Here is a 24,983-nt window from a genome sequence, read left to right as displayed (position 1 = left end):
CCTCATACTAGTTAATTCCATCATACTTTACAATCGGGTGTTCAGTAAAGCTGAGCTTAAGAAGGGAAGAAATACATATGAAGGAGATGCCCATTCGTTGGAAAATTACGATTCTCGCTTATGTTGTGGTTATTTTCTCATTATTGATTTGCGGCATCATCGTTATTGCCAATATACAACAGCAGGAGGAAAAAGAATTAAGGCTGCGTTCAATGAGTACTGCTAGAACAGTAGCGGAACTAGCTGAGGTGAAGGCAGGCATTCAAGAGCCTGATGGATGGAAAAACATTAGTCCGTTAGCGGAGGAAATAAGATTAATTAATAATACAGATTATATTGTCATTATGGATATGAATCGGATTCGCTACTCACATCCTGTTAAAGATATGCTCGGCCAACCGTCTTTTGGAAGTGATGAAGATCCTGCCTTTGCAGAACATATTTATTTTTCAAAAGCAAAAGGTGAAGCGGGGACTTTTATTAGGGCGTTTATTCCAATATTAAAGGATGAACAGCTCAATCAAATTGGTGTAGTTATGGTAGGGAATAAGATACCCGCCTTTAAAGAAATCATGCTTGGATTTTCTAGAGAAATTATATTTATTGTTATTTTAATTTTAATCGTCGGCTTAATTTCTTCATATATTCTTGCCAACCACATTAAAAAGCAAATGTTTCATCTTGAACCACATGAAATTAAGCGAATGTTTGAGGAGCGTACAGCGACATTTCATTCCATCAATGAAGGTGTTATCGCTATTGATAATGAAGACTTTATTACGATTTTTAATGAAAAGGCAAAGAAGATATTTAACGTAACCGGAGAGGTTACGGGACGCCCAATCAGATCTGTTTTAAAGGATACAAGATTGCCAGAAATTGTTGAAAGGAATCAGCCCGTCTATAATGAACAAATTATGGTTAGCGGAAAGATTATTTTAAGTACAAGGATTCCTATACAGAAAGACGGTGTCTTGATTGGAGCGGTTGCTATTTTCCAAGACCGGACGGAAGTGGCGAAACTGGCGGAGGAATTAACAGGCGTAAAAAGCTTTGTTGAGGCGCTCCGGGTACAAAACCATGAACATATGAATAAACTGCATACAATCGCAGGCCTCATTCAGCTTGGGAAGTCGGAAAAAGCGTATCAGCTTGCCTTTGAAGCATCAGAGGAACATGAGAGCATTGCTTTATTTTTACATGAAATTATTAAGGATGATGCAGTCGCTGGATTGTTGTTAAGCAAAATCCGCCGCGGAAAAGAACTCGGCATACATGTTTCAGTAGACCATAATAGCAATTTAGATGGCTTTCCTAGGGGTCTGGATCACCATGATTTTGTGCTGCTGCTAGGAAATTTAATTGAAAATGCTTTTGGCGCATTTGAGGAGTATGACATTGAGAATAAACATATAGACATTAGCATCGAACAAACGGATGACGTTTGCTCGATTTTAGTGGAGGACAACGGTTGTGGAATACGTAAGGAAAATCTATCAAATATATATGATAAAGGCTTTACCGCTGGCAAACAGGACGGTACAGGATATGGTCTTTATTTAGTAAATCAGATAGTAGAAAAGGGACAAGGGAAAATCAATGTTTCCTCACAAACGGGTGAAGGGACATCATTTATCATCACCTTCCCCATGAATGAGGAGGATGAATTATAATGGATAAAATAAAAGTTCTTTTAATAGAAGATGACCCGATGGTACAGGAAGTAAATAAAGGTTTTATTGCAAATGTAAAAGGCTTTGAAATTGCTGCTGTTGCCAGCAATGGCGATGAAGGAATCCAACTAGCTAAAAGTGTACAGCCGGATTTGATTATTCTTGATATTTTCATGCCAAAAAAAGATGGCATAAAGACGATGCATGAACTTAGAAAGCAAAAAATAAATGCAGAAGTTATCGTTGTATCAGCTGCCAAAGATAAAGATACAATTAAACTGATGCTGCAAAACGGAGCATTAGACTATATCATTAAACCGTTCAAATTTGACAGAATTGAACAAGCACTCGAGAAATTCCGTCAATATCGCGAGAGCTTAAAGGAAGCAGGAACGATGTCACAAGAGCAGCTTGACTTATTATTATACACTGAACAGGCGAAGAAAATAGAAAATGACCTGCCAAAAGGCTTAAATGAATTTACGTTAAAGGAAGTTATCAGCTATATGAACAACCAAATCGAACCATTATCAGCAGGGGAGGTTGCCCATGATATTGGGATTGCAAGAGTGACAGCCCGAAGATATTTAGATTATTTGGAGAAAAAAGGTGTCATTAAACTTGATGTTCAATACGGTGGAGTAGGCCGACCGGTAAATCGGTACGTTCTGAATAATTGAAAGAAGCATAGCACCCTGCCGGGGGCTATGCTTTTATATTGAAAAAGTATGGCCTTGATACAGGTACAACGTTAAAAATTTTCATAAAATTAATTAAATTTATGTTAAGACCAAAATGAACAAAATATACGATATGAACATAAACTTCTCGATACTCTCTGAAAACGCTATCATTCTAATTACAAAGAATAGTCTGATAGAACAGAAGAGGAGATGAAAATAGATGAGGTTTTTGCGCATATTCAAAAACTTAACTGTACAAGTATTAACAGCGATTGCAATCGGTGTGCTTGTCGGGTTAATTTGGCCGGATATCGGTAAAGAAATGAAACCGCTAGGTGATACATTCATTAATGCAGTTAAAATGGTCATCGCGCCGATAATCTTCTTAACCATCGTTCTTGGTATCGCTAAGATGGGCGATATGAAGAAGGTTGGTAAAGTTGGCGGAAAGGCATTTATATATTTTGAAGTAGTTACGACACTTGCTCTAGTTATTGGTCTTGTTGTTGTGAATGTTATTAAACCGGGGGCTGGCCTGAACTTTAATGAATTGGAAAAAGGCGATGTCTCACAATATACAGAAAATGCTGGAGAACAGCTGAACTGGATTGAGTTTATCACTCATATTGTTCCTTCGAATATGGTGGATGCTTTTGCTAAAGGCGATATTTTGCAAGTATTGTTCTTCTCTATTTTGTTTGGTATAGCCTTGGCATCATTAGGCAAAAAAGGGGCAGTCATTACAGATTTCCTCGATAGGCTGTCACATGTGTTTTTCAAAATTATCGGTTATGTTATGAAAGCTGCTCCTATTGGGGCATTCGGTGCAATGGCCTATACGATCGGACATTTTGGACTCGGCTCTCTTGTTCCGCTAGGAAAATTAATGATTTCTGTTTATGTAACGATGTTCTTATTTATTTTCGTTGTCTTAAATCTTATTTGTAAATACTATGGATTTAGCTTATGGAATTATTTGAAATTTATTAAAGATGAGCTATTAATTGTATTAGGAACTAGTTCATCTGAATCTGTGCTTCCAAGAATGATGGATAAAATGGAGCGCTTTGGTGCATCAAAATCTGTGGTTGGATTAGTTATTCCTACTGGATATTCATTTAATTTAGACGGTACATCCATCTATTTATCCATGTCAGTTGTTTTCTTGGCGCAAGTATTTGGTGTCGATTTATCTATCGGCCAGCAAATTACGATCATTCTTATATTAATGCTCACTTCCAAAGGTGCAGCTGGTGTAACCGGCAGTGGATTTATCGTTCTTGCTTCTACGCTGGCAGCCATTCAAGTCATCCCGCTGGAAGGTTTGGCGCTTCTACTTGGAGTTGACCGTTTCATGAGTGAAGGAAGAGCAATCACGAACCTAATTGGGAATGGGATTGCAACAATAGCAGTAGCAAAGAGTGAAAACGAATTCGATGAAGAAAAGAATAAGCATGCAATTGCCAATATGAAATCCATTTCTAAGGAAATGAATCAGGCAAGTTAATACAAATCCCTCGTCACTTTTGGCGGGGGATTTTTCTGCAAAGGAGAAAACAGTGGGACAAATTCCTCGATATCTGGCCTTGTCTATGAACTTTGCCTTCATTATGATACGATAGGATAATCATTGAAATTACGAAGTAGGGTGAAAAAGTTGCGATTAAAAGTGAAATCTTCTTTTATCAATAAATATAAATCCGGCTATCCTTTGATTTCATCAGACTCTGTTCATAAGCTGCCAGCAATGGAAGAGGGAACAGTGCTTGAATTAGTCGATGAAAGAAATCAGTTTTTAGGAAGAGGCTATTATGGTGTGCAAAATAAAGGCCGGGGTTGGATATTAACGAAAAATCCACAAGTCGAGATTGACCAAAGCTTATTTGAGAATAAAATAAGTAATGCGGCAGAGCAAAGAAAAAACCTATTTGCCGCAGAAGATACGACAGCGTTCCGCCTCTTTAATGGCGAGGGTGATGGTGTTGGCGGCATGACCATTGACTATTATGATGGATTTTATTGCATCAGCTGGTATAGTGAAGGCATTTATCGCTATAAAGACATGATAGTGCAAGCGCTGCTCAAGATAGTAGACGTAAGGGGCATATACGAAAAGAAACGTTTTGCCTCAAAAGGGACGTATATAGAGGATGATGATTTTGTAACAGGTGAGCGCGCCCAGTTTCCTATCATTGTGAAGGAAAATGGAATTCACTATCCTGTCTATTTGAATGAAGGCGCAATGGTTGGTGTATTTTTAGATCAGAGGCATGTGCGTAAAACCATTCGTGACAAATATGCCGCAGGCAGAACGGTGCTTAATACATTTTCCTATACAGGTGCATTCTCTGCAGCGGCAGCTTTAGGCGGAGCTATTAAAACCACAAGTGTTGATCTCGCTAATCGCAGTAAAAGCAAAACGATTGAAATGTTCAGTGTGAATGGAATCGATCATGAGCCTCAGGATATTATTGTCGAGGACGTATTTAATTATTTTAAATATGCTGTTCGCAAACAATTGAAGTTTGATATGGTTATTTTAGATCCTCCAAGCTTTGCCCGTTCAAAAAAACATACTTTTAGCGCAGCTAAGGATTATACTGCACTTCTCGAAGAAGCAATCACAATAACGGAAAAAGGCGGCATCATCGTTGCCTCTTCAAACTGCAGCACCTTTAATATGAAAAAATTTAAAGGCTTTATAAAAAAGGCATTTGAACAAACAGGTGATCAGTATAAAATTGTCGAGGAATTCAGTTTACCAGAGGATTTCAAAACAATAAAAGAGTATCCTGAAGGCGACTATTTAAAGGTTGTATTTATAAAAAAAGCATAGTATTTAAAGAGGCCATCCAATATCCGGATGGCTTCTTTTTTAGTATCATTTCATAATGCATATATCAAAAAAGCTGTACAGATTATATATTACTCTAATCCTTTAATGACTAACTCCTTAACCGGCAAGAACATTTCACCAGTATCCAAGTAATTTACATCTACCTCATCATCTTCTTCAAGATAAATGGATAGCGGATTGTTTTCAGTTGATACAACAAAGTTTTTTCCGTCACTCAGTAAAAACGATACGGTCGTTATTTCTCCCGACTTTTCTTTATAAACGCGGACTACTTTTCCTCCAGCCTGTTTTTCTTCGGCATTTGAACTTCCGTTGACACTGCCGCCTCCACGCTGAAGGGCGGTTTTATATTTTTTTAATGCTTCATTTGGTGTATTTCCATCAACTGATATTTCAGGGTTGGCTGCAGAAACAATGAAATAGTTTTGCAGGAATCCGTTGGCATCTAGCACTGGAGTCAGCCAGCTAGCCTCACCGTAGAAGTTGTAAATAATCGGCATTTGTCCTTTCCATTTCTTTTCGATAAATTTCTTTTCGATAATTTGCAGTGCACCTTGAGAGTCCATGTAGGATTCCTCGAGGTTTCCTGTATAGTATGTTGCTTCCCCTGTTCTTGAATTGGTTAAAGAATAACCGAGCATTGAATCAACGCCTTCTTTAGGGCTGGTGAAATCAGTAAAGTAGTACATAGCCCCATTTTCGTCAAAGATAGGGCTGACATTTGCTTCAGTACCTTCATCAGATGGAAGCTTTACTTCTGATTTCCCGAAAACGCTATTCCAAAAACCTTGAATATACTTTCCAAAATAACTGTTATGCAGGCTAACAGCCTCAGGTGAAACGGCACCATCAATAAATGCAGGTACATCCTTCAGTGAATAGGAAGAAGTGTCCCCATTTTGTGGGTCGACAACGACAATTCCTTTAATATCAAAGCCATTACGGGCAGTGATGAAGTCACCGTATGTGCGAATATAATATGGCTTTCCTTCATCATCGATTTCGAGCTGAACCTCTCCGTAGAAAATATGCTGAGGATATTGCATTCTTATATGGCGTTCGATTTCCTTGTTAAAATAAGAGGAAGGTGTATAAACCATTTCAGTCTGCATGAATTTAGGATTTGCGTTGGAATCTGTTGCGCTCACTGTAAAATAACCTGGAGTTTCTTTCCCTTTAAACCATTTGAAAAAACCAGAAAACTCCACAGGAGCGATATAAACATAATCATTGTTTACTTTTTGAATTTGAAGATTTCCCAATTCATAGTAGCTTGTGTTTGGCACTTGGCCGAATGCTTTCTTCATTTTATTTCTTGCAAATTCCGGCGGTACACTTGCCGGTGTTTCTTTTTCGTCAAATGTTTCAATTTCAGTTTTTACAGTCATTTTTGCCGTTTCATACTTATCATCCGCATTGAAAAGGAATGCGGTTAGGAAGAAAATTGCAGCGGCAAGGCTTCCTAGAAATAATACAGCTTTAACCATTCTTTCTTTACCTGAAGCGATAAATGCGCCAACTCCAGTAACGGCAACAGCTAATATCCATATGGAGGTTAAACTTCTATCTAAATTGGTTAAGTAGTAAAACAGAAATATTCCAATTACTAATAAAAGAATAATACTGATGAAAATACCGGATTTAAATGGCTTTTTTTCTTTTGTCGGCTTTGTTTTCGAAAATGGAATAAGAATTAATGCTGCAGCTAAGCCAACAATTACGGAAAATAATAGGATGTTTCCCATATATATATACCCCTTTCTAATGTTGCATCTATAAGTGTCTCCTTACTATACGATTACAATGAGCGATAGTTTCAACAATCAACAAAAAAATGAGACTGATTGCAGATAACAGTTTAATAAAACGATTGAAAACAATACGAATTTATAAAAAATAAATAATTATTAGAATTATTTATTGAAATTTTGTGCAAATCTTGTATACTTGTAATACAACTTTGTTGAAACGCTTACATATTGAAAGAGAGGATGGGAGGCTAATGATTAATAAAAAATGGAGGATTATTTTATCTTTAGTAACATTGGTTTTATTAACAGTGCTTGGCGTAACAACCGCAGCTGAAAATAAAGATAAAAAGTTTCTTTCCGTTGCCACTGCTTCAACTGGGGGTACATATTATCCTATCGGCGTAGGGATGGCCAATATTTGGAGTTATCATTTAAAAGCTGAAAATATTCAGGCAAGCGGGCAATCATCTGCAGGATCAATAGAAAATATTGAACTATTGCGCGATGGGGAGGCACATTTGGCCATACTTCAAGGGTTAATATCATCACAGGCTTATGCTGGCGATGATACATTTGCCGGCAAGCCATATAAAGATCTTCGAACCGTATCAATGCTATGGCCAAATGTTGAGCACTTTGTACTAATGGATAACAAAATAGAAACAGGAGATATATCAGATATCGCCGGAAGCAGATTTTCTGTTGGACCGCAAGCAAGCGGTACAGAGCAGTCGACGATTGTCATGATGGATGGATTAAACTTATCTAAAAATGACATCAGTCCAGAGTATTTAGGCTATAACGATACCGTTTCTGCAATGAGGGATGGCAGGCTTGATGGCGGATCTTTACCTGCTGGAATACCAATTTCTGCAATTACAGATATGTATGCAAGTAATGTAAAAGCAAGCATTTTAGAAGTGACAGATGAACAATTAGAAGCCATTAATCAAGTTTCTAATAGCTGGTATCGTTTTGTTATACCTGGTGGTACTTATCCGAGGGTAGATGAAGATATTTTAACCATTGCCCAGCCTAATCTTTTATCAACAACAAAAGATATTGATGAAGAAACGATATATATTTTAACTAAGACTCTTTATGAAAATTTAGATGAGATGTACGAAGTACATAATTCAGCAAAAGAAATGAAGCTCGATACTGCATTGGATGGTGTTTCGGTACCTCTACATGCAGGAGCGTATAGATATTTTAAAGAAGCGGGATTAAGTATTCCTGAAGAATTAATTCCACCGGAGGCGAAATAAGGAGGGGATGTCATGTCAAACGTAAAAGGGGATGCTGTTACAACACCGCCAACAAACCTGGATAAAGAGGCAGGCGGGGGAATGAGGTCGCTAACAGGACCATATATGAAAGTCGTTGCTTTAATAGCTGTTTTGTTGTCAGTATTTTCCGTTTATTCAAATGGTCTATCTAATATTCAAGAAATCTATCGGAATCTCATCTTTCTTGGTTTCTTACTCGTTTTAACATTTTTGTTGTATCCAGCTACGAAATCATCAAAACAAGAACGATTTACAGTCGTTGATTATATTTTTGTCATATTATCTATCTTGGGAATCGGTTATTTGTTTTTAAACTATACAGTTATTCACGTTGATCGCGGTTCACAGCCAATTATGATGGATTATATTTTTGCAGCCATTACAATTGTTGTGTTGTTTGAAGCAGCAAGGCGTGCTGTAGGATTATTTATTCCGATTCTTTGCGGAGCTGCTGTTATTTATGCTTTATTTGGGACAGCGTTTCCTTGGATATTTGGTCATGCAGGCTTTTCTTTAGAACGATTGCTTTATCGTCTATATATGACAACTGAAGGTATTCTAGGTTTAACATTGTCAACTGCATCAACGTTTATTGTTATGTTTATTTTATTTGGAGCTTTTTTATCAGCTAGTGGTGCGACTCAGTTATTTAATGATTTGGCATTAGCTATAGCTGGCCGAAAACGCGGCGGCCCAGCGCAAGTAGCTGTCCTTTCAAGTGCGCTTACTGGTTCATTAAGCGGCAGCGCGGTTGCCAATGTAGCTACTACAGGCGCGTTTACGATTCCATTAATGAAATCAATCGGCTTAAAACCTAAATTTGCAGGAGCAGTAGAGGCAGCAGCCTCGACAGGTGGAATGATTATGCCGCCAATCATGGGAGCGGCCGCTTTCATTATGGCAGGTTTTCTCGGTATTTCATATACCACGGTCATCATCGCAGCCATCATTCCAAGTTTTCTTTATTATATAGCATTAATATTTGCCATTGATATCGAGGCAAAAAAGCAAGGCTTAAAAGGAATAAGCAAGGAGAATATTCCAGATGTACTACAAGTTCTAAAAGAACGCGGTGTGTTAATCATCCCTATTCTTGTTGTCATAGGCACATTGTTAATGGGGAAAACAGCATTATTTGCAGGATTTGCCGGGATTGGATCTGTGATTGTAGCGAGTTGGTTAACAAAGGATAAATCGACGAGGATTACACTTAGAAAAGTAATTGAAGCTTTTGTGGATGGCGGTAAAGGAACCATTCAAGTAGGGATTGCCTGTGCTGCGATTGGTATCATTATTTGTGTTGTGACAATGACTGGTATCGGTTCAACGCTTGCATTTAATATTGTTGATCTAACTGGCGGCCAGCTTTGGCTCATATTAATTGTGGTCATGTTGACTTGTATCGTATTAAGTATGGGATTGCCTTCTACAGCTCTTTATATAGTTGTTGCCGTGACGGCTGCACCAGCATTAGTGGAAGCAGGGGTTAATCCATTGGCTGCTCATTTCTTTGTTTTTTGGTTTGGTGCTTTATCCAACATCACACCTCCTGTAGCTTTAGCGTCGTATACAGCAGCTGGCATTGCAGGGGCAAATGCAATGAAAACTTCCTGGGAAGCATTAAGGCTGTCGTTAGCGGGTTTCATTATCCCTTTTATGATTGCTTACAATCCAATTTTACTAATGCAGACACCGGATGGAGAAGAAATATCTGCCATTTCTGTTATACTTGTAATATTAACAAGTACTTTAGGCGTCTATGCTTTGGCTGTTGCTTTAGGTAATTTCTTAAATGCAAAGTTATGGATTGCAGAGCGAGTTTTATTTTTTGCGGGGGCACTTCTTTTAATAAAGCCAGGATTGATAACTGACATTTCGGGATTAGTTATATGTTTATCAGTCTACCTTGTTCATCATATAAGAACTCGTAAAAATAGAGGTGCAGAAATTAATGTAAAAGGGGCATAAATAGTATGAAAATAGAGCGGAAGAAAATCTCGGCACAGGTGTTGGATCAATTAAATGAAATGATTAAGAGTCAAGAGTTTCCACCTAATAAACCACTACCTTCGGAGAATGAGTTGGCCAAAATGTTCGGAGTAAGTCGAGCGCCTGTTCGCGAGGCTTTAAGCGTCCTGTCTGCAAGTGGCATTATTGAATCCCGGCAAGGAGGCAGAAGCTATGTCAAGGAGCTTCACCTTGTTGATATGATGGATCGTTTAACATTGAAATATATTCCTTTAGAAGAAGTGTTTGAATTATTAGAGATGAGAATCATTATGGAAACACAAGCAGCTGCCCTTGCTGCTAAGCGCCGAGATGAATCCGATCTAGAAAAGATGAAGGCAGCATTGAAAGGGCTGGAACAAACCCTAACCGATCCAAAAGAGGTAGGTGTGCAGGCCGATGTTGACTTTCATAAGCATATGATTTCAGCTACAAAAAATAGCTTCATGATTGGTGTAATGGATAATATTGCAGATTTGTATCGCAAAGCAGTTGATTTTTCCCTGCAAAAAAATATCGGGTTGCAACGAAAGCGTGAGAGTGTTTATTTGGAACATGAAAATATATATGTAGCGATAGAAATGCAGGATGTAGAAAAAGCGAGAATGCATATGAATATACATTTACAGAATGTAAGCAAAAAATTAAGAAATACCAAGTAAATACTGAAGGAAGGTGCCATCATGGTGACCGAGGAAATGCTTAATCAGATCAAAAGCATGATAAAGTCGGAAAAGAGGATTTTGACTGAGAAAGCGGATTTAGTTTCGTACGCATATGATGGATCATTTGGTTCATATCTCCCTGATCTTGTTTTACAGCCCTTGTCTACAGAAGAGGTATCAGGAATTGTTAAAACAGCAAATAGGTGGAAGGTTCCGATCTATCCTAGAGGAAGGGGGACGAGCTTAAGCGGTGGCCCTTTACCTGTCTATGGAGGTATTGTGTTAGATTTTTCACTATGGAATCAAAAATTGACCATCGATCGTGATGATACGGTTGCAATCGTTTCTCCTGGGGTAATAACGGCAGAAATCGATAGAGCCGCCCGTGAATTCGGGCTGATGTATCCTCCCGATCCCAGCAGTGCACATGTTTCTACAATTGGTGGGAACCTTGCAGAAAACGCAGGTGGGCCAAGAGGGTTAAAGTACGGTGTAACAAAAGATTATGTCCTTGGGCTGGAAATTGTCACACCACAAGGTGATATTATTCGAACAGGTGGCCGAACAATAAAAAATGTAACCGGGTATGACTTAACTAAGTTAATTGTTGGGTCTGAAGGGACATTGGGAATTATTACTGAAGCAATTTTGCAGTTAATACCAAGGCCGCAGGCTACGCAAACGATGATGGTTATTTTTGATGATATTGTTGATGCGGGTAGAGCGATATCCTCTGTCTTAACTTCCGGTATTTTGCCATCAAAAATGGAAATCATGGACCAGTTTTCTATTGAAGCAGTTGAAGACTATGAACCTATCGGGCTGCCGACAGATGTGGATGCAATCATCTTAATAGAGTTAGATGGTCATCCGCTTGCCATTCAGGATGAATGTCATCAGGTAGAAAAGGTCTGTCTTGATGTCGGTGCAAGAGAAGTAAAAATAGCTACAGATAGTGAATCTGCTGCGAAGCTTTGGAAAGCAAGAAAGCTTGTTTCACCAGCTATAGTAAGAAAAAAGCCAACAAAAATTTCAGAGGATGCCACCATTCCAAGAAGTAAAATCCCGGAAATGTTCAAGCGCCTAAAGGAAATAAAAACAAAATATGATATTGATTTGGTCGTTTTTGGCCACGCAGGAGACGGAAATCTACATCCAAATATTATTGCCGATAAGCGGGACAAAGCTGAGATGAAAAGGGTCGAACAAGCGGTTACAGAAATCTTCTCTACAGCAATAGAGCTTGGGGGTACCCTTTCAGGTGAACATGGAATTGGAACGATGAAAACACCTTTCATGGAGATGGAGTTGGGGGGAGCTGGGTTAGAGATGATGAAAAGAATGAAGACTGCATGGGACCCGCTGAATATTATGAATCCGGGAAAAATCTTCCCAGATTCAAAAGACCAAAGGTTAGTGCTAGTTGATGACTAGTAAACTTGCATATAAGGAAACTTTTGATTGTGTGCAATGCGGCTATTGTCTACCTGCTTGTCCAACCTATTCAACGATGGGAAAGGAAAGCCATTCCCCCAGGGGCCGCATAAATCTAGTACAAATGGCTTCCGAAGGTAAAATATCTATAAATGAGATAGAAGAATCAATGGATTTATGTTTAGGATGCAGGGCGTGTGAAACAGCCTGTCCAACAAATGTTCAATACGGAAAAATTTTGGAATCGTTTAAAGAAGTGAAGGCAGAGCAGGAGACCAGTCCACTAGCTAGCAGGCTTGCAATGCAAAAGGGATTGCCAAATAAAACAATATTAGGGGCAATGACTGCATCGCTTAGAATTTATCAAAGTATGGGCGTGGATAAATTGGCAAGGAAGATGAAATTACTTAAAGTCTTGCCGGAACAACTTCAGGCATTTGAAGAAATCACGCCAAAAATTGAAAAGCCGGACAAAAAATTAAGAGCATCTGTTCTTAGCCCGAATGGCGAGAAAAAAGCAAGTATAGCTTTTTTTACCGGCTGCATTATGGATGTGTTTTTTGCAAAAATCAATGATTTAAGTATCAAGCTTTTACAATATGCAGGCTGTGAAGTAACAGTCATTAAGGAACAAACATGCTGTGGTGCGCTGCAGAATCATGATGGTGATACAGAGACAACCAGAAAGCTCGCAAAAAAAAATATCGCTGCTTTTGAAAAAGGAAACTTTGATTATATAGTTAACAGCATCGGCGGTTGCGGAGCGATGCTGGTTGAGTACGATGTGCTCTTAAAGAATGATTCAGAGTGGTCTGAAAGAGCAAAGAGATTTACTGATAAAAATAAAGATGTAAGTGTGATCTTAAGTAAGCTTAATCTCCAATTCAAGAAGGAACTTAATAGAAGAGTTACTTATCAGCCTTCTTGTCATTTAACTAATGTTCAAAAAGTAACAACAGACCCGATTCATTTATTGCAGTCTATTCCAAAAATTAATTATGTTCCTTTGCCGGCAGGGGATATGTGCTGTGGTTCAGCAGGTACATATAATATCTTTCATTATGATGAATCAATGGAGATTCTTGATGAAAAAATGGAGAATGTTAAAAAAGTTGTACCTGAGATGATTGTGACTTCCAATCCAGGCTGCCATTTACAAATGTGCCTTGGTGTAAAGAGGGAAGGGCTAGCGTCTAAAGTTAGGGTGGCTCATATAATTGAAGTGCTTGCTGAAGCTTGCGGGATTGAGTAGAAATGGAGGATACAGGATGTACGATTATATAATCATTGGTGGAGGAATTGTTGGATTGTCTGTTGGTATGGAACTGCTAATCCAGCACCCTCAAATAAAGTTAGCGATTATTGAAAAAGAAAGTCATGTGGCTGCTCATCAAACCGGTCATAATAGCGGTGTCATCCATTCAGGAATCTATTATAAACCGGGCAGTGAGAAAGCAAGGTTAGCGAAAAAAGGAAGCCAGACGATGAGATCCTTTTGTGAAGAATACGGGCTTGAAGTAGATATTTGCGGGAAGGTGATTGTTGCCAGTGAGGATGAGGAGCTGCCTCTGCTTGATAACTTATATAAAAGAGGTATCGATAATGGTCTGGATATCCGGTTGATCGATAAATCAGAGCTTTTGGAAATTGAGCCATATGTAAATGGAAAACAAGCGATTCATGTGCCAATGGCAGGGATTGTTAACTATAAGCAAGTTTCGGAAAAAATGGCAGAAATCATTATTGAAAAAGGTGGAGAGCTTCTATTTAATCACGAAGTGCTTTCTGTCACAGAAACTGAAGGAGAGGCTGTCATTTCGACAAATAAAGGTGATATCAAATGCGCTTTTTATATTAATTGTGGCGGTCTCCATTCTGACCGAGTGGCTAAGAGGGCAAATTTATTAACAGATATGAAGATTATTCCCTTTAGAGGAGAGTATTATCAACTAAAGGAAGAAAAGAGAGGATTGGTTAAAAATCTTATTTATCCAGTGCCAAATCCGAATTTCCCATTCCTTGGCGTTCACTTTACAAGAATGATTGGCGGCGCAGTTGATGTTGGTCCAAACGCGGTGCTTGGCTTTAAGCGGGAGGGCTACAGGAAGACAGATATTCATTTGCCGGATTTAGTGGAAGTACTAGGCTATAAAGGCTTTTGGAAGCTGGCCAGCCAGTATATGAAGGAAGGCATGGATGAAATGATTCGATCTGCCTCTAAAAAGCTCTTTTTAAAAAACGTACAAAAGCTCATGCCTGAAATTCAAGCCGATGACTTAATTCCCGGTCCAGCAGGCGTAAGAGCCCAAGCATTAAAAGACGATGGATCCCTCGTTGATGATTTCTACATCCTCCCAAGCAAACGATCCATCCATGTCCTAAATGCACCATCACCAGCAGCCACCGCATCCATAGAAATCGGCAAACAAATCGTCACCCAAATGGACCAAAAATAACGGAGGTGCCTGTCACCTCCAAATTTCTCCAATGTTCGACAAAATTTCCCGGGAAAGGTTAAGGTGGTAGATAAGTATTTATTGTTTATAAAGAAGGTTAGCTATCGAAATTTCCTCCAATAAATCTCTTCTATTTTATTTCCTCATTTCGATATGGACTTTAACACTAGTTTTAAATCATCTACAAGGCCCCCCTTATTCTCATTGTCATTTATAGTGGCTATAAGTTTTATCCGCTCACGCATGGACCAAAATATCACTTTAAAAATTATAAAGAAATGAATTCCAATACTTTGACCCCAATTAGCCAGTAATATAAATGGTATTTTTTTCATATTAACTAATCCCATTTATTTTCATTTCCTTCTGGGGAGACTAATTTAACAATATATCGGAAAGGAGAGCAGCAAATGAAAAAGTTAATAATTGTTTTGATTATTAGTTTTCTCTTTATACAACCAGTTAAGGCAAAAGGCGTGATAGATGAAAAGCTCCTTTCAGATACTTTATTGACAGCAATCGACCCAGCTATATCCCTCGCTGTAGCTGATTACTATGGATATAGTAAACAATATGGGCTATATGACAGCACAATCAAAAAAATAAAAAGGATTGAGCAAGGCGGCTATCATTTTATCGTCACTGTTGAGGTTCAAACCTTTGAAGCAGCGCATAATCCCCCTTACGGTAAGGAAACAATTAAGCTTGATGTGAATCCTCTTCAGATAAAATCACTCTCATTTAAGCATAAAGGAGATAAAGAGGAAAAAGAGGTTCATAAATTCTACAAAAAAGCATTATCAGATATACAAAAATCATTTCGCCTTAAGTTAAGATCATACAATAAATATAATAGTAAACAACTTCATTATTTCGCGGAAAAAAATCCGGAAAATGAAAGCCTTGCAAATATAGTAGCTGAGATTATCACAAAAGAATTAACTCCTGATGTTACACCTCCATATAAAAATGTTATTAACCCTGTAACCTATATAAAAGGCAAGCATGGTTATATTCTTTTTAAAAAGAAGGATGGCACGAATATCGTATACAAAGTAAATAATCAAGCGGGCCAATGGAAGGTGGAGTCAACGGAGAGCAAGCAAGGAAAGGTAATGGAACAAAATTTATTATGGTATATGTAAAAAATATTTTGAAAATGAATTCACCTTCTGATATACTTTTTATTAACCAATGGTCAATAGAGGAGAGTAAAACGTTATGTCACCGCGAAAACCATCGTCCGAAGTACTTACTAAAGAGGAAATTGTAAATGCAGCGAGGCATCAATTTATCGCGAAGGGATTTGAAAAAGTGACGATGCGTGGTGTTGCTAGTCAGCTTGGCTGCAGCCATGGTGCACTTTATTATCATTTTAAAAATAAAATTGAGTTATTTTATGCAGTGGTTGAGAAGGATTTTGAACATTTAAATCAGCTATTAAAAGAAATTATAAATTCAACGAAAGAAAACCATCAAAAGCTTCTAGATATTTTGATTTGCTTCATGAAATTCGGCTTAAATCATCAAAAACAATATGAATTTATGTTTATGATGAAAAATGCTGAAGTAGATAGTCTGGCGCATGAAGCGGCAACGAAAAGCTACTATCAATTCGAATACGCCATATTGCAATTAAAAAATCAAAATACAGAACCGTCATTAATTTATTCGGCGTTTGTTGCTTTACATGGATTTGTGTCACATCATTGCGGATATGTGAAGGAATACAATGAAGTAAAGGAATATGCTGAAGCACATGCTTTATTTATCATAAAAGGGTTGGCATAAATATGGGCCAATCTTTATTTTCGAAAATAATTGACCATTGGTTAATAAAACAACGAAGGCGATGGAGCCAAAAAGGAGAATGGAAATGAAGACTACGATTTATCCAGGTAGATATACTGCCGAAGTGAAGGACGATTTTGTCGTTTTTATTATTGGAATGCGCATTAATAAGCTTACTGCAGTTACGAAGTGGCTTCCAGTTGCACAGGCGATGGGGCCAATGATAAAAGAGCTTTATCAAAATCCTGAATGGGGTTTTTTGCATTCTGAATATTCTTTAGGATGGCGGATAATTACACTCACTCAATATTGGCGCAGCTTCGATGATTTGGAAGCATATGCAAGAGGAGAGAGACATGCAGAAGCATGGAAAAACTTCTCTCAAAAAATTGGCTCTGATGGTACAGTGGGAATTTTTCACGAAAGCTATCAAATAAAGAAAGGGCAATGTGAAGCATTATATAGTAACATGCCAAAATATGGACTAGGAAAAGCCTTCGAACAAATATTAATTACGAAGGAAAATCAAACAGCAAGGAAGAGATTGAAAAAAGTTTAAAGAGGGAGGAGAATAGTTGACGAATCATATGAGAGGCAGGAGCTGGTGCCATCATAAAGGAAAATGATGCAAGCTTGCTAGTAGGATTTGAAGATAAAAGAGGCTTGCATTATCTTTCTCTAAGAGGTGGGGTTGAACCGGGACACTGTCAAACGGTAAGCAAAGGAAGAGACATCTGTTGGTGTAGAAGTTGGGCGACTTATATTTGTTTATTAGTTTGTTCCGTATCTGCTTGCATACGGACAAGGGAAGACTCACTCTATCGGCTTAATGTTCGCATGTAAAAGAAAAGAAGCTGCCGGATAATACCGATGAGAATCAAAACAATGTGGAATGGATATCTTTGCAAAATTTTAGCATATTACTCTGTTTCCTAATTTGAAGAATCATATGATCGATTATGTGAATAATCAAAATGGGTTAAATATAATTGAAGAGCATTTGCTTGCTCCACAATGAGAAAATACCACACCGATAATGCCTCATCATAAATAGCCAATTCATAATTGAAAAAGACCTGTGCAATAGTATATGCACAGATCTTTTCTATGAAGAGGAAGGATATACATTTGGAAAAATAAAAGTAAACGTAGTTCCTTCACCAACTTTACTCTTTACTTTTATTGTTCCTTTCATGGCTCGGGCGATACTGAATACAACCATCATTCCTAACCCGGTCCCTTTAGCTCCTTTCGTGGAATAATATGGCTCTCCAAGTCTTTTTATTTGATCGTCAGTCATGCCTGAGCCGGTATCTTTTATTTCTATAATTATTTGTGAATTCGTATAAATCGAGTTTATGTACAGCTGTCCACCTCTTGGCATCGATTCAATCGCATTTTTAATGACATTCAAAAAGCATTGCTGAAATTTTTGTTTATCACCTTCAATGATGCCTAAAATTGCAAAGTTTGTTATGAATTCAACTGAATTTTGGTTAGCAATTGGTTTTAAAATGCTAATTACATGGGTTAATTCTCTTTTGACTGCTATTTCCTCGATGCTGTCAAGAGAGGGTTTGGAAAATGTTAAGTAATTTTGAATCACTCTTTCTGCAGACTCTAATTCACTTTGCACAATTTCCAAGTATTCTATCCTTTTTTGAGCTGGCAGCGCTTGCTCTTTTAATAGCTGTACAAATCCGCTTGCGGCTGTAAGTGGATTCCGTATCTCATGTGAAATAGCTGCACCCATCTGTTCCACAGCTTCCAGTTTTTCAGTTATGATTAACTTTTGCTGCATATCAATGGTTTTTATAACAAATTCAATAATATAAACCGCCATTCCAACACCTAATGGGGGAATGACGAACAAGGCAAACCAAATATCAAATTGGTTGACACCTGCAGACGAGAGTTCAAAAAAAATAAGGGTAATTAGGCTTATGCCAATCGTTAAGACAACTGAAAAAGAAATGCGTTTATGTGCCGACATCGCCCAAAACTTTGGATATAAGTACCAAAAAATAACAGAAAGCAAGATGTATTCAATAACAGTAAAAACAAAACCAGCATTTACCCCATAAAAAAATCTTAACAAAATTACGAAAACTGCCAGAAGAGGCCCAACTCCAACATAAAGTCCGCCGAGAACAACAGGAATAATTCTTAAATCCAATAATATGCCTGGTTCAGGTTCATAAGAGAAAAGGAAACAAATCCAAATCATTACTGACAAGCAAAAAAAAGCAGCAGTTTTTGAATAATTGAATTTAACGTTTTTTTCAATCCATACGAGTGAAATAAATAGAATGATTGTTAATAGTGATAGATTAAGGAAAAAATGAGATGTTATTTCCATTTTTTCACATCCTTTTTCGCGTATACGAAAATTTTATATTGTTTTTAGAGCACTGACAATGAAAAAGTTTATAAAATTTAGAAATTTGTCAATTTATGCTTATATTTCTATCTTAACGTGATTAGTCAATTGTTTAAAGATAGAGTAGTCATGGGGAGGTTTTACTAGTCAAAAGAAAGCGCCGGAATTGTAAAAAAATTTAAAATTTAGTCGATATTTGGTGTATAATGACAATGCATCTGATCTGAATAACTATTAAGCGGAGGATGATGATATATGGAATATAAACAAGTTCAGCCACCAGCTCTTCTTTATATAATCAGTACGTTTACCATTGGAATATTATATTCCTTAGCAACAAAGCACTCTCCTTATTTTCTTATCATCGGAATATTCATGGCTGTTTCCTTTTTTACTAACTTCGAGGTGAAGGTAACGCAATCAACATTCAGCTATAAAATTAGGTTTTATAAGTTTAGCTTGTATAAAAGAATCCTTCATCCGGAAGATATACGGGAAATCAGATTTACCCGTACGGGATGGAAGGAGAAAAAAGCGATAATCTGTACGCATAAAGGCAGAAATGTTCCACTATTATTATTTACCCCATCAACGATATTTGCAGAACTAGCTCGTTTTTCTGAAGAAAATGCTATTACCTTAATTAAGACAAATGAATACAGCATAGTTGAAAAATCTGAAAGGCTAAAACAGGAATCATTGCGATATGAAAGGAAAAGATTGGATCGATAATCATCCAATTTTTTTTGTCTGCGGTAATAAAAAATGTCACAACTCTAGTTTTAAATCGACTAATAAGTAAATTCAGTGTAAGGCAGGTGAGGATGGCGTTTGGGAAAGGATAATCAGCAAATTCTAATGGAATGGTACGACATGTACTATGAGGACATTTATCGTTTTATTCTCTATATGATTGGGGATCAGCAAGTTTGCGAAGATTTTGTCCATGATACATTTGTGCGTGCCTATAGTGCGATGGCAGGCTTTAAACATCAGTCAAATGTAAAAACATGGCTGTTCAGTATTGCAAAGCATATTGTGCTAGATGAAATCAGAAAAAGAAAGCGCAGAAGTATTTTCTCGCTCACAAACGTTTTTGCAGATATCCCCTCTTCCGAAAATGTTGAACAAACTGTTCAAAATAGAGATGAAGTGAGACAGATTCTAACAGAGATTAGCAAGCTTAAACCAAATTACCGCATGGTTGTAATTTTGAAAAATATTGAAGAGTGTTCTACTAAAGAAATCGCTGCTATCCTAAATTGGTCTGAGTCAAAGGTAAGAAAAACGCTATCGCGTGCAACCGTGGCACTAAAAAAAGCAAGCGGGATGAAAGGGGGCGGACAAATTGAGCAAATTACAAGATAGTGAGTGGGAAAAACTGAGGTCCTTTGTTCCGCCTGAGGAAGGGAAGGATTCGGTACGTCGGCGTATATGGAAAAGTATAAGAAGCGATAGCAATACGCCAGTAAGGAAAAATAGATTTCAGTGGCTGCTTCCTTTCGCTGCCTCATTATTTATTCTCATTGGCGGCACCCTATTGCTATTGAACCTCAATGGAAACACAGTTGGAGAAAACAGAGAGGAACCGATTATACAGGTGGAGAGCCTTCCGCTCAGCAGCGATCAATTTGGCTGGGGATTAGACAATGTCTATGTTGAGAAAGAGAATGACAGGCTTGCTATTTACGAAGTGGGTGAGAAAGTTCCTGTCGGGGAAATTAATGAGGTAAATGAAGGTGAAAAACAAGAAATTATACAAACTCATTCAATGTTTGTAGATAATGAATTGGAGAATTTTCCATATAAAACAGAAATGTATATTGAGCATGTCAAAATGGAAGATACAGCTCTTCGCTATCACTTTTTCATCCCATCAAACGGTAAATGGTATCATTTTAGCATCGATTATCCAAAGCTTGAATATGCAGATATATTTTATTTGATCGCAACACTCAAAATAAGAGGAACGGAACCGTACATCCATGATGAACCTCTTTATGTGACACACGGTTACGATTCATTTCCATTTCCAATTGATCTTATGCCAGTAACGGTTGATTATGATGACAAGGTTTATGTTTGGAGAAATCCATCAGCAGAGAAATTTGCTCTTTATTTGGAGAAAATTGAGGAATCTGGTTGGCGTAGGGTGCAAGGAGCGGGGAAGGAAAATACATTCGAAAATCATACGGGCATTCAGACGATAACTGTACGTTGGGAAGATGATCGTCTCATTTATCATTCTGTTTATAAAAATCAAGATGAATAATGTACCTGGCTGTGTTCAGCCGGGTTTTTATCATTTGTAAAAACAGGAAAGGAAATACGAGGATACATATTGAATTATTGTTTATCGAGTTTAGGGGAGTTGAAGAAAAATGACGTCAGCAGTAAACGAGATGATCGCTCATATTGCCGGGCAGACAGAAACACAAGCGCTTAGATCACGTCTGTCAGCGATTCAATCGATACCTGGGAATCCAATGGGAGTGGAAATAAAGGAATTCGGCCAAGCAACCGCTTTTACAGTGAAAAATATACCAGGGCCCTCATTTAATAAAGTAACTGGCATGTCAGACTTTGATGCTGATAAGCTCAAGGAAATTCTTCGGTACTATGAGGCGAGAAACATTCCTGTTCAATTTGATATATTACCAGTTGGCGCTTCCAATCAGCTATTGTTTGCAATGGCAAAGGAAGGTTTATATCAAAGCGGCTTTCATACATCCTTTTACAAAAAAGCAGAACGTTGCGAATCACCGAAGCAGGAAGGTAATATTGTCATTCGAGAAATAAAAGGAGATGAATTTCAGCTGTTTTCTAAGCTTTACATAAAGGGATTTAACCTACCGGAATTCACAATGAAAGGAATAGCCGAAAACAATGCGATTTTATATGATCATGCTGATTGGACGTTTTACCTTGCATTCTATCAAAATGAGCCAGCTGGGTTAGGTGTACTTTATGTAAATGGTCATACAGCTTCTCTTAATGCTGCCGCAGTCATACCTGAACATAGGGGAAAAGGTGTCCATCAGGCGCTTATCAAAAAACGTATTCACGCTGCTTCCAATCGTCATTCAAACATGATCTTTAGCCAGGCTAGCTTTAACAGTACCAGTCATAGAAACATGGAAAAAGCGGGATTAACAATCGCTTATACAATCGCAATCTGGAAGCCGCTCATGTAGGGAAGGGGAAGCATTGCTATGGAAAAAATCAATGTGATTATTGTCGATGATAATAGCTTTATAAGGGAAGGGATGAAAATTATTTTAAATTCATATAATGAATTTATAGTAATGGGAATCTTTCATAATGGCAAAGAAGCAGTGGAGTTTTGCGAGTCTAATCAAGTTGATGTCGCTCTTTTAGATGTTCGCATGCCAGTCATGAATGGTGTGGAAGCGACAAAGCTAATGACTGAAAGAACTTCTGCCAAACCGCTTATTTTAACAACATTTGATGACGATGAATATATTTTGGAGGCCATTCAAAACGGGGCAAAAGGCTATCTTTTAAAAAATAATGATCCCGAACAAATACGTGATGCGATCAGGATGGTCCATAAAGGGCAGAATGTGATGCAAAATGCAGTACTTGATAAAATCAAACTAAATTTATTAAAGAAGAAAGCTCCATATAAAATAGACCGGGAACTATTTACTGAACGGGAAATTAGTATTATGGAGCTTGTAGCAAAAGGATTATCTAATCGGGAAATATCAAAGCAAATCTTTATTTCTGAAGGCACTGTCGCCAATTATATAAGTACAATTTTATCGAAAGCAAATTTGAAGCATCGCACAAACATAGCTATCTATTATTTAACGGGTAAAGAAGAATAATATGGAAAAATGGTTAATTGTATTCAAGGCTGTGATTCTCGGATTTATTATCATTTGGCTGTTTGATAGTCAATTACGGTCAGAGAGTTTGTTATTCTTTCTCTTGTATATTAGCTGCAACTTAACAATCTATCTATTCCAGAAGCGGCCAGTGATTCATATAATGAGCATGATGACAATCATGCTTATCATTATCGGCCATTTATTTATAGAGCAAATCTTTATCCTATTGCTGCCATTGAACCTGTGTGAATGGATCATTAAATGGACTGAGCGCTATTTTCCTTTATTGCTGTCAGCGATAGCCCCTCTTATTTTTATAGAAAGAGAGTTGCAGCTGTTATATGGCTTCATTTCCGTTATCAGTATGGTGCAAATTGCATTGATTGATCAATACTTAAAGAAAGAAGCTGCATGGGTAGAGAAGGAGGATGAGATGAGAGAAACTAACGATCGTTTAACAAAATCGCTTCTTGAAAATGCTGAATTCAATAAACAGCTCGAGTATACAATTAAGCTTGAGGAACGGAATCGCATCTCCCAGGAAATTCACGATCAAATAGGACATAATATGGCAGGAGCACTTATCCAAATGGAGGCCGCCAAACGGCTAGTTGATAAGGATCAAACGAAAGCAAAGGAACTGCTGCAAAATGCGATACATATATCTAGTGATGGAATCGACAGCATCCGTTTTACTTTAAAAAACTTAAAACCGAAAACTGAGCAAATTGGCGTTCAGCGTTTAAAGTTAATGATTGATGACTTTGTTGTTAAACAGGGAGTAACCACTCATTTCTTATATAAAGGTAGCATTGACCTCATCTCACCGATTCAATGGAAAATCATTATAGAAAATGTGAAAGAGTCATTAACAAATGCATTAAAGTACAGCGGAGCAACGAAAATTCATGTAGATATTGCTGTATTAAATAAGTTAATTAAAGTTGTTGTCAAAGATAATGGCAGTGGATCAAAAAAGTTTACGAAAGGACTAGGCATCTCAGGTATGGAAGAAAGAGCTGCAACTGTGAACGGAAAAGTTATCATTGATGGGCAAGACGGGTTTTCGGTAACATTATTATTACCAATTATATAAAATATGAGTTTTCTCATGCTCATTTCATGAACTTCTGCACTGCAGGAGTTTTTTTCATTTTCATACAATGAAGATGAGTCATCAATATCATTTAGGAGATGAGTGCATGAATGTACTGGAAATAAATCAGTTAACGAAAAAGTTTGGCCAATTTATTGCTGTCGACGGTGTATCGCTTGCGATAATGGAAGGCGAAATCTTTGGCTTCCTTGGAGCGAATGGAGCAGGAAAGAGCACGACCATTAATATGATTGCCGGTTTGCTTAAAATATCAAAAGGTGAAATTAAGCTGTTAGGCAAAGATTTAAAGCGAAATAGTAAATATGTAAAGAAAAATATTGGGCTAGTTCCACAAGATATTGCGATCTACGAAGATTTGACTGCATTAGAAAATGTGAAATTTTTTGCTGGCCTGTATGGGCTTCGTGGGAATGAGTTGAATAAAAATGCTATTGAAGCTTTGGATTTTGTTGGCTTGGGTGATAAACAGAAGAGCTATCCTAAAAGCTTTTCAGGGGGGATGAAGCGGAGATTGAATATCGCTTGTGCGATTGCTCATCAGCCAAAGCTAATCATTATGGATGAGCCGACAGTTGGCATTGATCCGCAGTCAAGAAAGCATATTTTGGAATCAGTCAAAAAGCTGAATTCTAATGGCTGCACAATTATTTATACGAGCCACTATATGGAGGAAGTAGAAGCCATATGCTCAAGAATCGCTATTATTGACCATGGCAAAGTAATTGCTGAAGGTAGTAAGGAACAGCTTATCTCTCTTATAACAGACGCGAAGGATATTCAGGTTGAAGTGAAGGATGCAGCTGATTTTGATTTAAAGGAAGTAAATGAACTAAATGGTGTAAGAAGTGTGCAAACAGAGGGGAATGTCATTCAAATTTATTCTGATGCAGAGGTGAATAATTTAAATGAAATCATTCTCCATTTTATGAAAAAGAAAGTAGAAATTCGTTCATTAAAGGAGAATGCGCCAAATTTGGAAACTGTATTTTTAACTTTAACAGGCAGAAAGTTAAGAGATTAAACAAT

The 24,983-nt window shown here is 37.6% G+C and carries 22 protein-coding genes; 20 read left to right on the top strand and 2 right to left on the bottom strand.

Features of this window, described 5'->3' with window-relative positions:
* The first annotated feature begins 71 nt into the window (after nucleotides 1–71).
* The 4 genes from CWS20_RS16225 (at nucleotide 72) to CWS20_RS16210 (ending at nucleotide 5,192) form a co-directional block, all read left to right on the top strand.
* Nucleotides 72–1,673 (top strand): ATP-binding protein, encoded by a 1,602-nt coding sequence (locus tag CWS20_RS16225; RefSeq protein ID WP_157090520.1) that lies wholly within the window; start codon nucleotides 72–74, stop codon nucleotides 1,671–1,673.
* On the top strand, nucleotides 1,673–2,353 hold the full coding sequence (locus CWS20_RS16220) for a response regulator (RefSeq protein ID WP_066195049.1): 681 nt from the start codon (nucleotides 1,673–1,675) through the stop codon (nucleotides 2,351–2,353). The genes CWS20_RS16225 and CWS20_RS16220 overlap by 1 nt, the downstream gene beginning before the upstream one ends.
* 232 nt (nucleotides 2,354–2,585) lie before the next feature.
* Nucleotides 2,586–3,863: a C4-dicarboxylate transporter DctP gene (gene dctP, locus CWS20_RS16215; protein WP_162299516.1), complete on the top strand. Its 1,278-nt coding sequence runs from the start codon at nucleotides 2,586–2,588 to the stop codon at nucleotides 3,861–3,863.
* A 141-nt stretch (nucleotides 3,864–4,004) separates the two neighbouring features.
* Nucleotides 4,005–5,192 carry a class I SAM-dependent rRNA methyltransferase gene (locus tag CWS20_RS16210; RefSeq protein ID WP_101226350.1) on the top strand — a complete coding sequence of 396 codons (1,188 nt, stop codon included), beginning with the start codon at nucleotides 4,005–4,007 and terminating at the stop codon, nucleotides 5,190–5,192.
* A gap of 89 nt (nucleotides 5,193–5,281) precedes the next feature.
* Here CWS20_RS16210 and CWS20_RS16205 read toward each other — a convergent pair whose 3' ends face one another.
* The gene (locus CWS20_RS16205) at nucleotides 5,282–6,958 is read right to left on the bottom strand and encodes an MraY family glycosyltransferase (protein ID WP_066195059.1); all 1,677 of its coding nucleotides are present in this window, start codon (nucleotides 6,956–6,958) and stop codon (nucleotides 5,282–5,284) included.
* Between the two features lie 257 nt (nucleotides 6,959–7,215).
* On the opposite strand from CWS20_RS16205, the gene CWS20_RS16200 reads away from it, so the two are divergent.
* From CWS20_RS16200 to CWS20_RS16155, 9 genes are all read left to right on the top strand, one after another.
* Nucleotides 7,216–8,232, top strand: a complete 1,017-nt coding sequence (locus CWS20_RS16200; RefSeq protein WP_066195063.1) for a TAXI family TRAP transporter solute-binding subunit — start codon at nucleotides 7,216–7,218, stop codon at nucleotides 8,230–8,232.
* A 12-nt stretch (nucleotides 8,233–8,244) separates the two neighbouring features.
* The gene (locus CWS20_RS16195; protein WP_066195066.1) at nucleotides 8,245–10,221 is read left to right on the top strand and encodes a TRAP transporter permease; all 1,977 of its coding nucleotides are present in this window, start codon (nucleotides 8,245–8,247) and stop codon (nucleotides 10,219–10,221) included.
* Between the two features lie 5 nt (nucleotides 10,222–10,226).
* Entirely contained in the window at nucleotides 10,227–10,922 is a 696-nt protein-coding gene (locus CWS20_RS16190) for a FadR/GntR family transcriptional regulator (protein ID WP_066195070.1), read from the top strand.
* Between the two features lie 21 nt (nucleotides 10,923–10,943).
* Nucleotides 10,944–12,359, top strand: a complete 1,416-nt coding sequence (locus CWS20_RS16185; RefSeq protein WP_066195072.1) for an FAD-binding oxidoreductase — start codon at nucleotides 10,944–10,946, stop codon at nucleotides 12,357–12,359.
* A complete protein-coding gene (locus tag CWS20_RS16180; RefSeq protein ID WP_066195077.1) occupies nucleotides 12,352–13,611 on the top strand; it encodes a (Fe-S)-binding protein in 1,260 nt (419 codons plus the stop codon). The genes CWS20_RS16185 and CWS20_RS16180 overlap by 8 nt, the downstream gene beginning before the upstream one ends.
* A gap of 16 nt (nucleotides 13,612–13,627) precedes the next feature.
* Entirely contained in the window at nucleotides 13,628–14,815 is a 1,188-nt protein-coding gene (gene lhgO / locus CWS20_RS16175) for an L-2-hydroxyglutarate oxidase (RefSeq protein WP_066195085.1), read from the top strand.
* A 410-nt stretch (nucleotides 14,816–15,225) separates the two neighbouring features.
* Complete coding sequence (locus CWS20_RS16165; RefSeq protein WP_066195096.1) at nucleotides 15,226–15,960, top strand: DUF3888 domain-containing protein; 735 nt, start codon at nucleotides 15,226–15,228, stop codon at nucleotides 15,958–15,960.
* A gap of 76 nt (nucleotides 15,961–16,036) precedes the next feature.
* Nucleotides 16,037–16,606 (top strand): TetR/AcrR family transcriptional regulator, encoded by a 570-nt coding sequence (locus CWS20_RS16160; protein ID WP_066195099.1) that lies wholly within the window; start codon nucleotides 16,037–16,039, stop codon nucleotides 16,604–16,606.
* An 85-nt stretch (nucleotides 16,607–16,691) separates the two neighbouring features.
* Nucleotides 16,692–17,165, top strand: coding sequence for a DUF4188 domain-containing protein (locus CWS20_RS16155; protein ID WP_066195102.1), 474 nt, complete (start codon nucleotides 16,692–16,694; stop codon nucleotides 17,163–17,165).
* A gap of 546 nt (nucleotides 17,166–17,711) precedes the next feature.
* Here the strand turns inward: CWS20_RS16155 and CWS20_RS16145 are convergent.
* Nucleotides 17,712–18,965, bottom strand: coding sequence for a sensor histidine kinase (locus CWS20_RS16145; protein ID WP_066195105.1), 1,254 nt, complete (start codon nucleotides 18,963–18,965; stop codon nucleotides 17,712–17,714).
* A gap of 276 nt (nucleotides 18,966–19,241) precedes the next feature.
* On the opposite strand from CWS20_RS16145, the gene CWS20_RS16140 reads away from it, so the two are divergent.
* The 7 genes from CWS20_RS16140 (at nucleotide 19,242) to CWS20_RS16110 (ending at nucleotide 24,978) form a co-directional block, all read left to right on the top strand.
* A complete protein-coding gene (locus CWS20_RS16140) occupies nucleotides 19,242–19,718 on the top strand; it encodes a hypothetical protein (protein ID WP_066195107.1) in 477 nt (158 codons plus the stop codon).
* Nucleotides 19,719–19,817: 99 nt separating this feature from the next.
* Nucleotides 19,818–20,354 carry an RNA polymerase sigma factor gene (locus tag CWS20_RS16135; protein ID WP_241198807.1) on the top strand — a complete coding sequence of 179 codons (537 nt, stop codon included), beginning with the start codon at nucleotides 19,818–19,820 and terminating at the stop codon, nucleotides 20,352–20,354.
* On the top strand, nucleotides 20,335–21,258 hold the full coding sequence (locus tag CWS20_RS16130) for a hypothetical protein (protein WP_066195108.1): 924 nt from the start codon (nucleotides 20,335–20,337) through the stop codon (nucleotides 21,256–21,258). Before CWS20_RS16135 ends, CWS20_RS16130 begins: the two co-directional genes overlap by 20 nt.
* A gap of 109 nt (nucleotides 21,259–21,367) precedes the next feature.
* Nucleotides 21,368–22,180 (top strand): GNAT family N-acetyltransferase, encoded by an 813-nt coding sequence (locus CWS20_RS16125; RefSeq protein ID WP_066195110.1) that lies wholly within the window; start codon nucleotides 21,368–21,370, stop codon nucleotides 22,178–22,180.
* An 18-nt stretch (nucleotides 22,181–22,198) separates the two neighbouring features.
* A complete protein-coding gene (locus CWS20_RS16120) occupies nucleotides 22,199–22,837 on the top strand; it encodes a response regulator transcription factor (RefSeq protein ID WP_066195113.1) in 639 nt (212 codons plus the stop codon).
* A 1-nt stretch (nucleotide 22,838) separates the two neighbouring features.
* Nucleotides 22,839–23,936, top strand: a complete 1,098-nt coding sequence (locus tag CWS20_RS16115; RefSeq protein WP_066195118.1) for a sensor histidine kinase — start codon at nucleotides 22,839–22,841, stop codon at nucleotides 23,934–23,936.
* Nucleotides 23,937–24,042: 106 nt separating this feature from the next.
* Nucleotides 24,043–24,978 (top strand): ABC transporter ATP-binding protein, encoded by a 936-nt coding sequence (locus CWS20_RS16110; RefSeq protein ID WP_066195121.1) that lies wholly within the window; start codon nucleotides 24,043–24,045, stop codon nucleotides 24,976–24,978.
* Nucleotides 24,979–24,983 lie beyond the last annotated feature (5 nt).

Origin of the sequence: Cytobacillus horneckiae (assembly GCF_002835735.1) — a bacterium.
GTDB lineage: Bacteria > Bacillota > Bacilli > Bacillales > Cytobacillaceae > Cytobacillus > Cytobacillus horneckiae.
This window is presented reverse-complemented; position numbering and strand designations above follow the sequence as displayed.

Coding starts and splice junctions, on each gene's coding strand:
- CWS20_RS16190 (WP_066195070.1), top strand. CDS start 10,227: ATGAAAATAGAGCGGAAGAAAATCTCGGCACAGGTGTTGGATCAATTA.
- CWS20_RS16165 (WP_066195096.1), top strand. CDS start 15,226: ATGAAAAAGTTAATAATTGTTTTGATTATTAGTTTTCTCTTTATACAA.
- CWS20_RS16205 (WP_066195059.1), bottom strand. CDS start 6,958: ATGGGAAACATCCTATTATTTTCCGTAATTGTTGGCTTAGCTGCAGCA.
- CWS20_RS16185 (WP_066195072.1), top strand. CDS start 10,944: ATGGTGACCGAGGAAATGCTTAATCAGATCAAAAGCATGATAAAGTCG.
- CWS20_RS16160 (WP_066195099.1), top strand. CDS start 16,037: ATGTCACCGCGAAAACCATCGTCCGAAGTACTTACTAAAGAGGAAATT.
- CWS20_RS16145 (WP_066195105.1), bottom strand. CDS start 18,965: ATGGAAATAACATCTCATTTTTTCCTTAATCTATCACTATTAACAATC.
- CWS20_RS16195 (WP_066195066.1), top strand. CDS start 8,245: ATGTCAAACGTAAAAGGGGATGCTGTTACAACACCGCCAACAAACCTG.
- CWS20_RS16180 (WP_066195077.1), top strand. CDS start 12,352: ATGACTAGTAAACTTGCATATAAGGAAACTTTTGATTGTGTGCAATGC.
- CWS20_RS16125 (WP_066195110.1), top strand. CDS start 21,368: ATGACGTCAGCAGTAAACGAGATGATCGCTCATATTGCCGGGCAGACA.
- CWS20_RS16155 (WP_066195102.1), top strand. CDS start 16,692: ATGAAGACTACGATTTATCCAGGTAGATATACTGCCGAAGTGAAGGAC.
- CWS20_RS16120 (WP_066195113.1), top strand. CDS start 22,199: ATGGAAAAAATCAATGTGATTATTGTCGATGATAATAGCTTTATAAGG.
- CWS20_RS16110 (WP_066195121.1), top strand. CDS start 24,043: ATGAATGTACTGGAAATAAATCAGTTAACGAAAAAGTTTGGCCAATTT.
- CWS20_RS16220 (WP_066195049.1), top strand. CDS start 1,673: ATGGATAAAATAAAAGTTCTTTTAATAGAAGATGACCCGATGGTACAG.
- CWS20_RS16140 (WP_066195107.1), top strand. CDS start 19,242: ATGGAATATAAACAAGTTCAGCCACCAGCTCTTCTTTATATAATCAGT.
- CWS20_RS16115 (WP_066195118.1), top strand. CDS start 22,839: ATGGAAAAATGGTTAATTGTATTCAAGGCTGTGATTCTCGGATTTATT.
- CWS20_RS16200 (WP_066195063.1), top strand. CDS start 7,216: ATGATTAATAAAAAATGGAGGATTATTTTATCTTTAGTAACATTGGTT.
- lhgO (WP_066195085.1), top strand. CDS start 13,628: ATGTACGATTATATAATCATTGGTGGAGGAATTGTTGGATTGTCTGTT.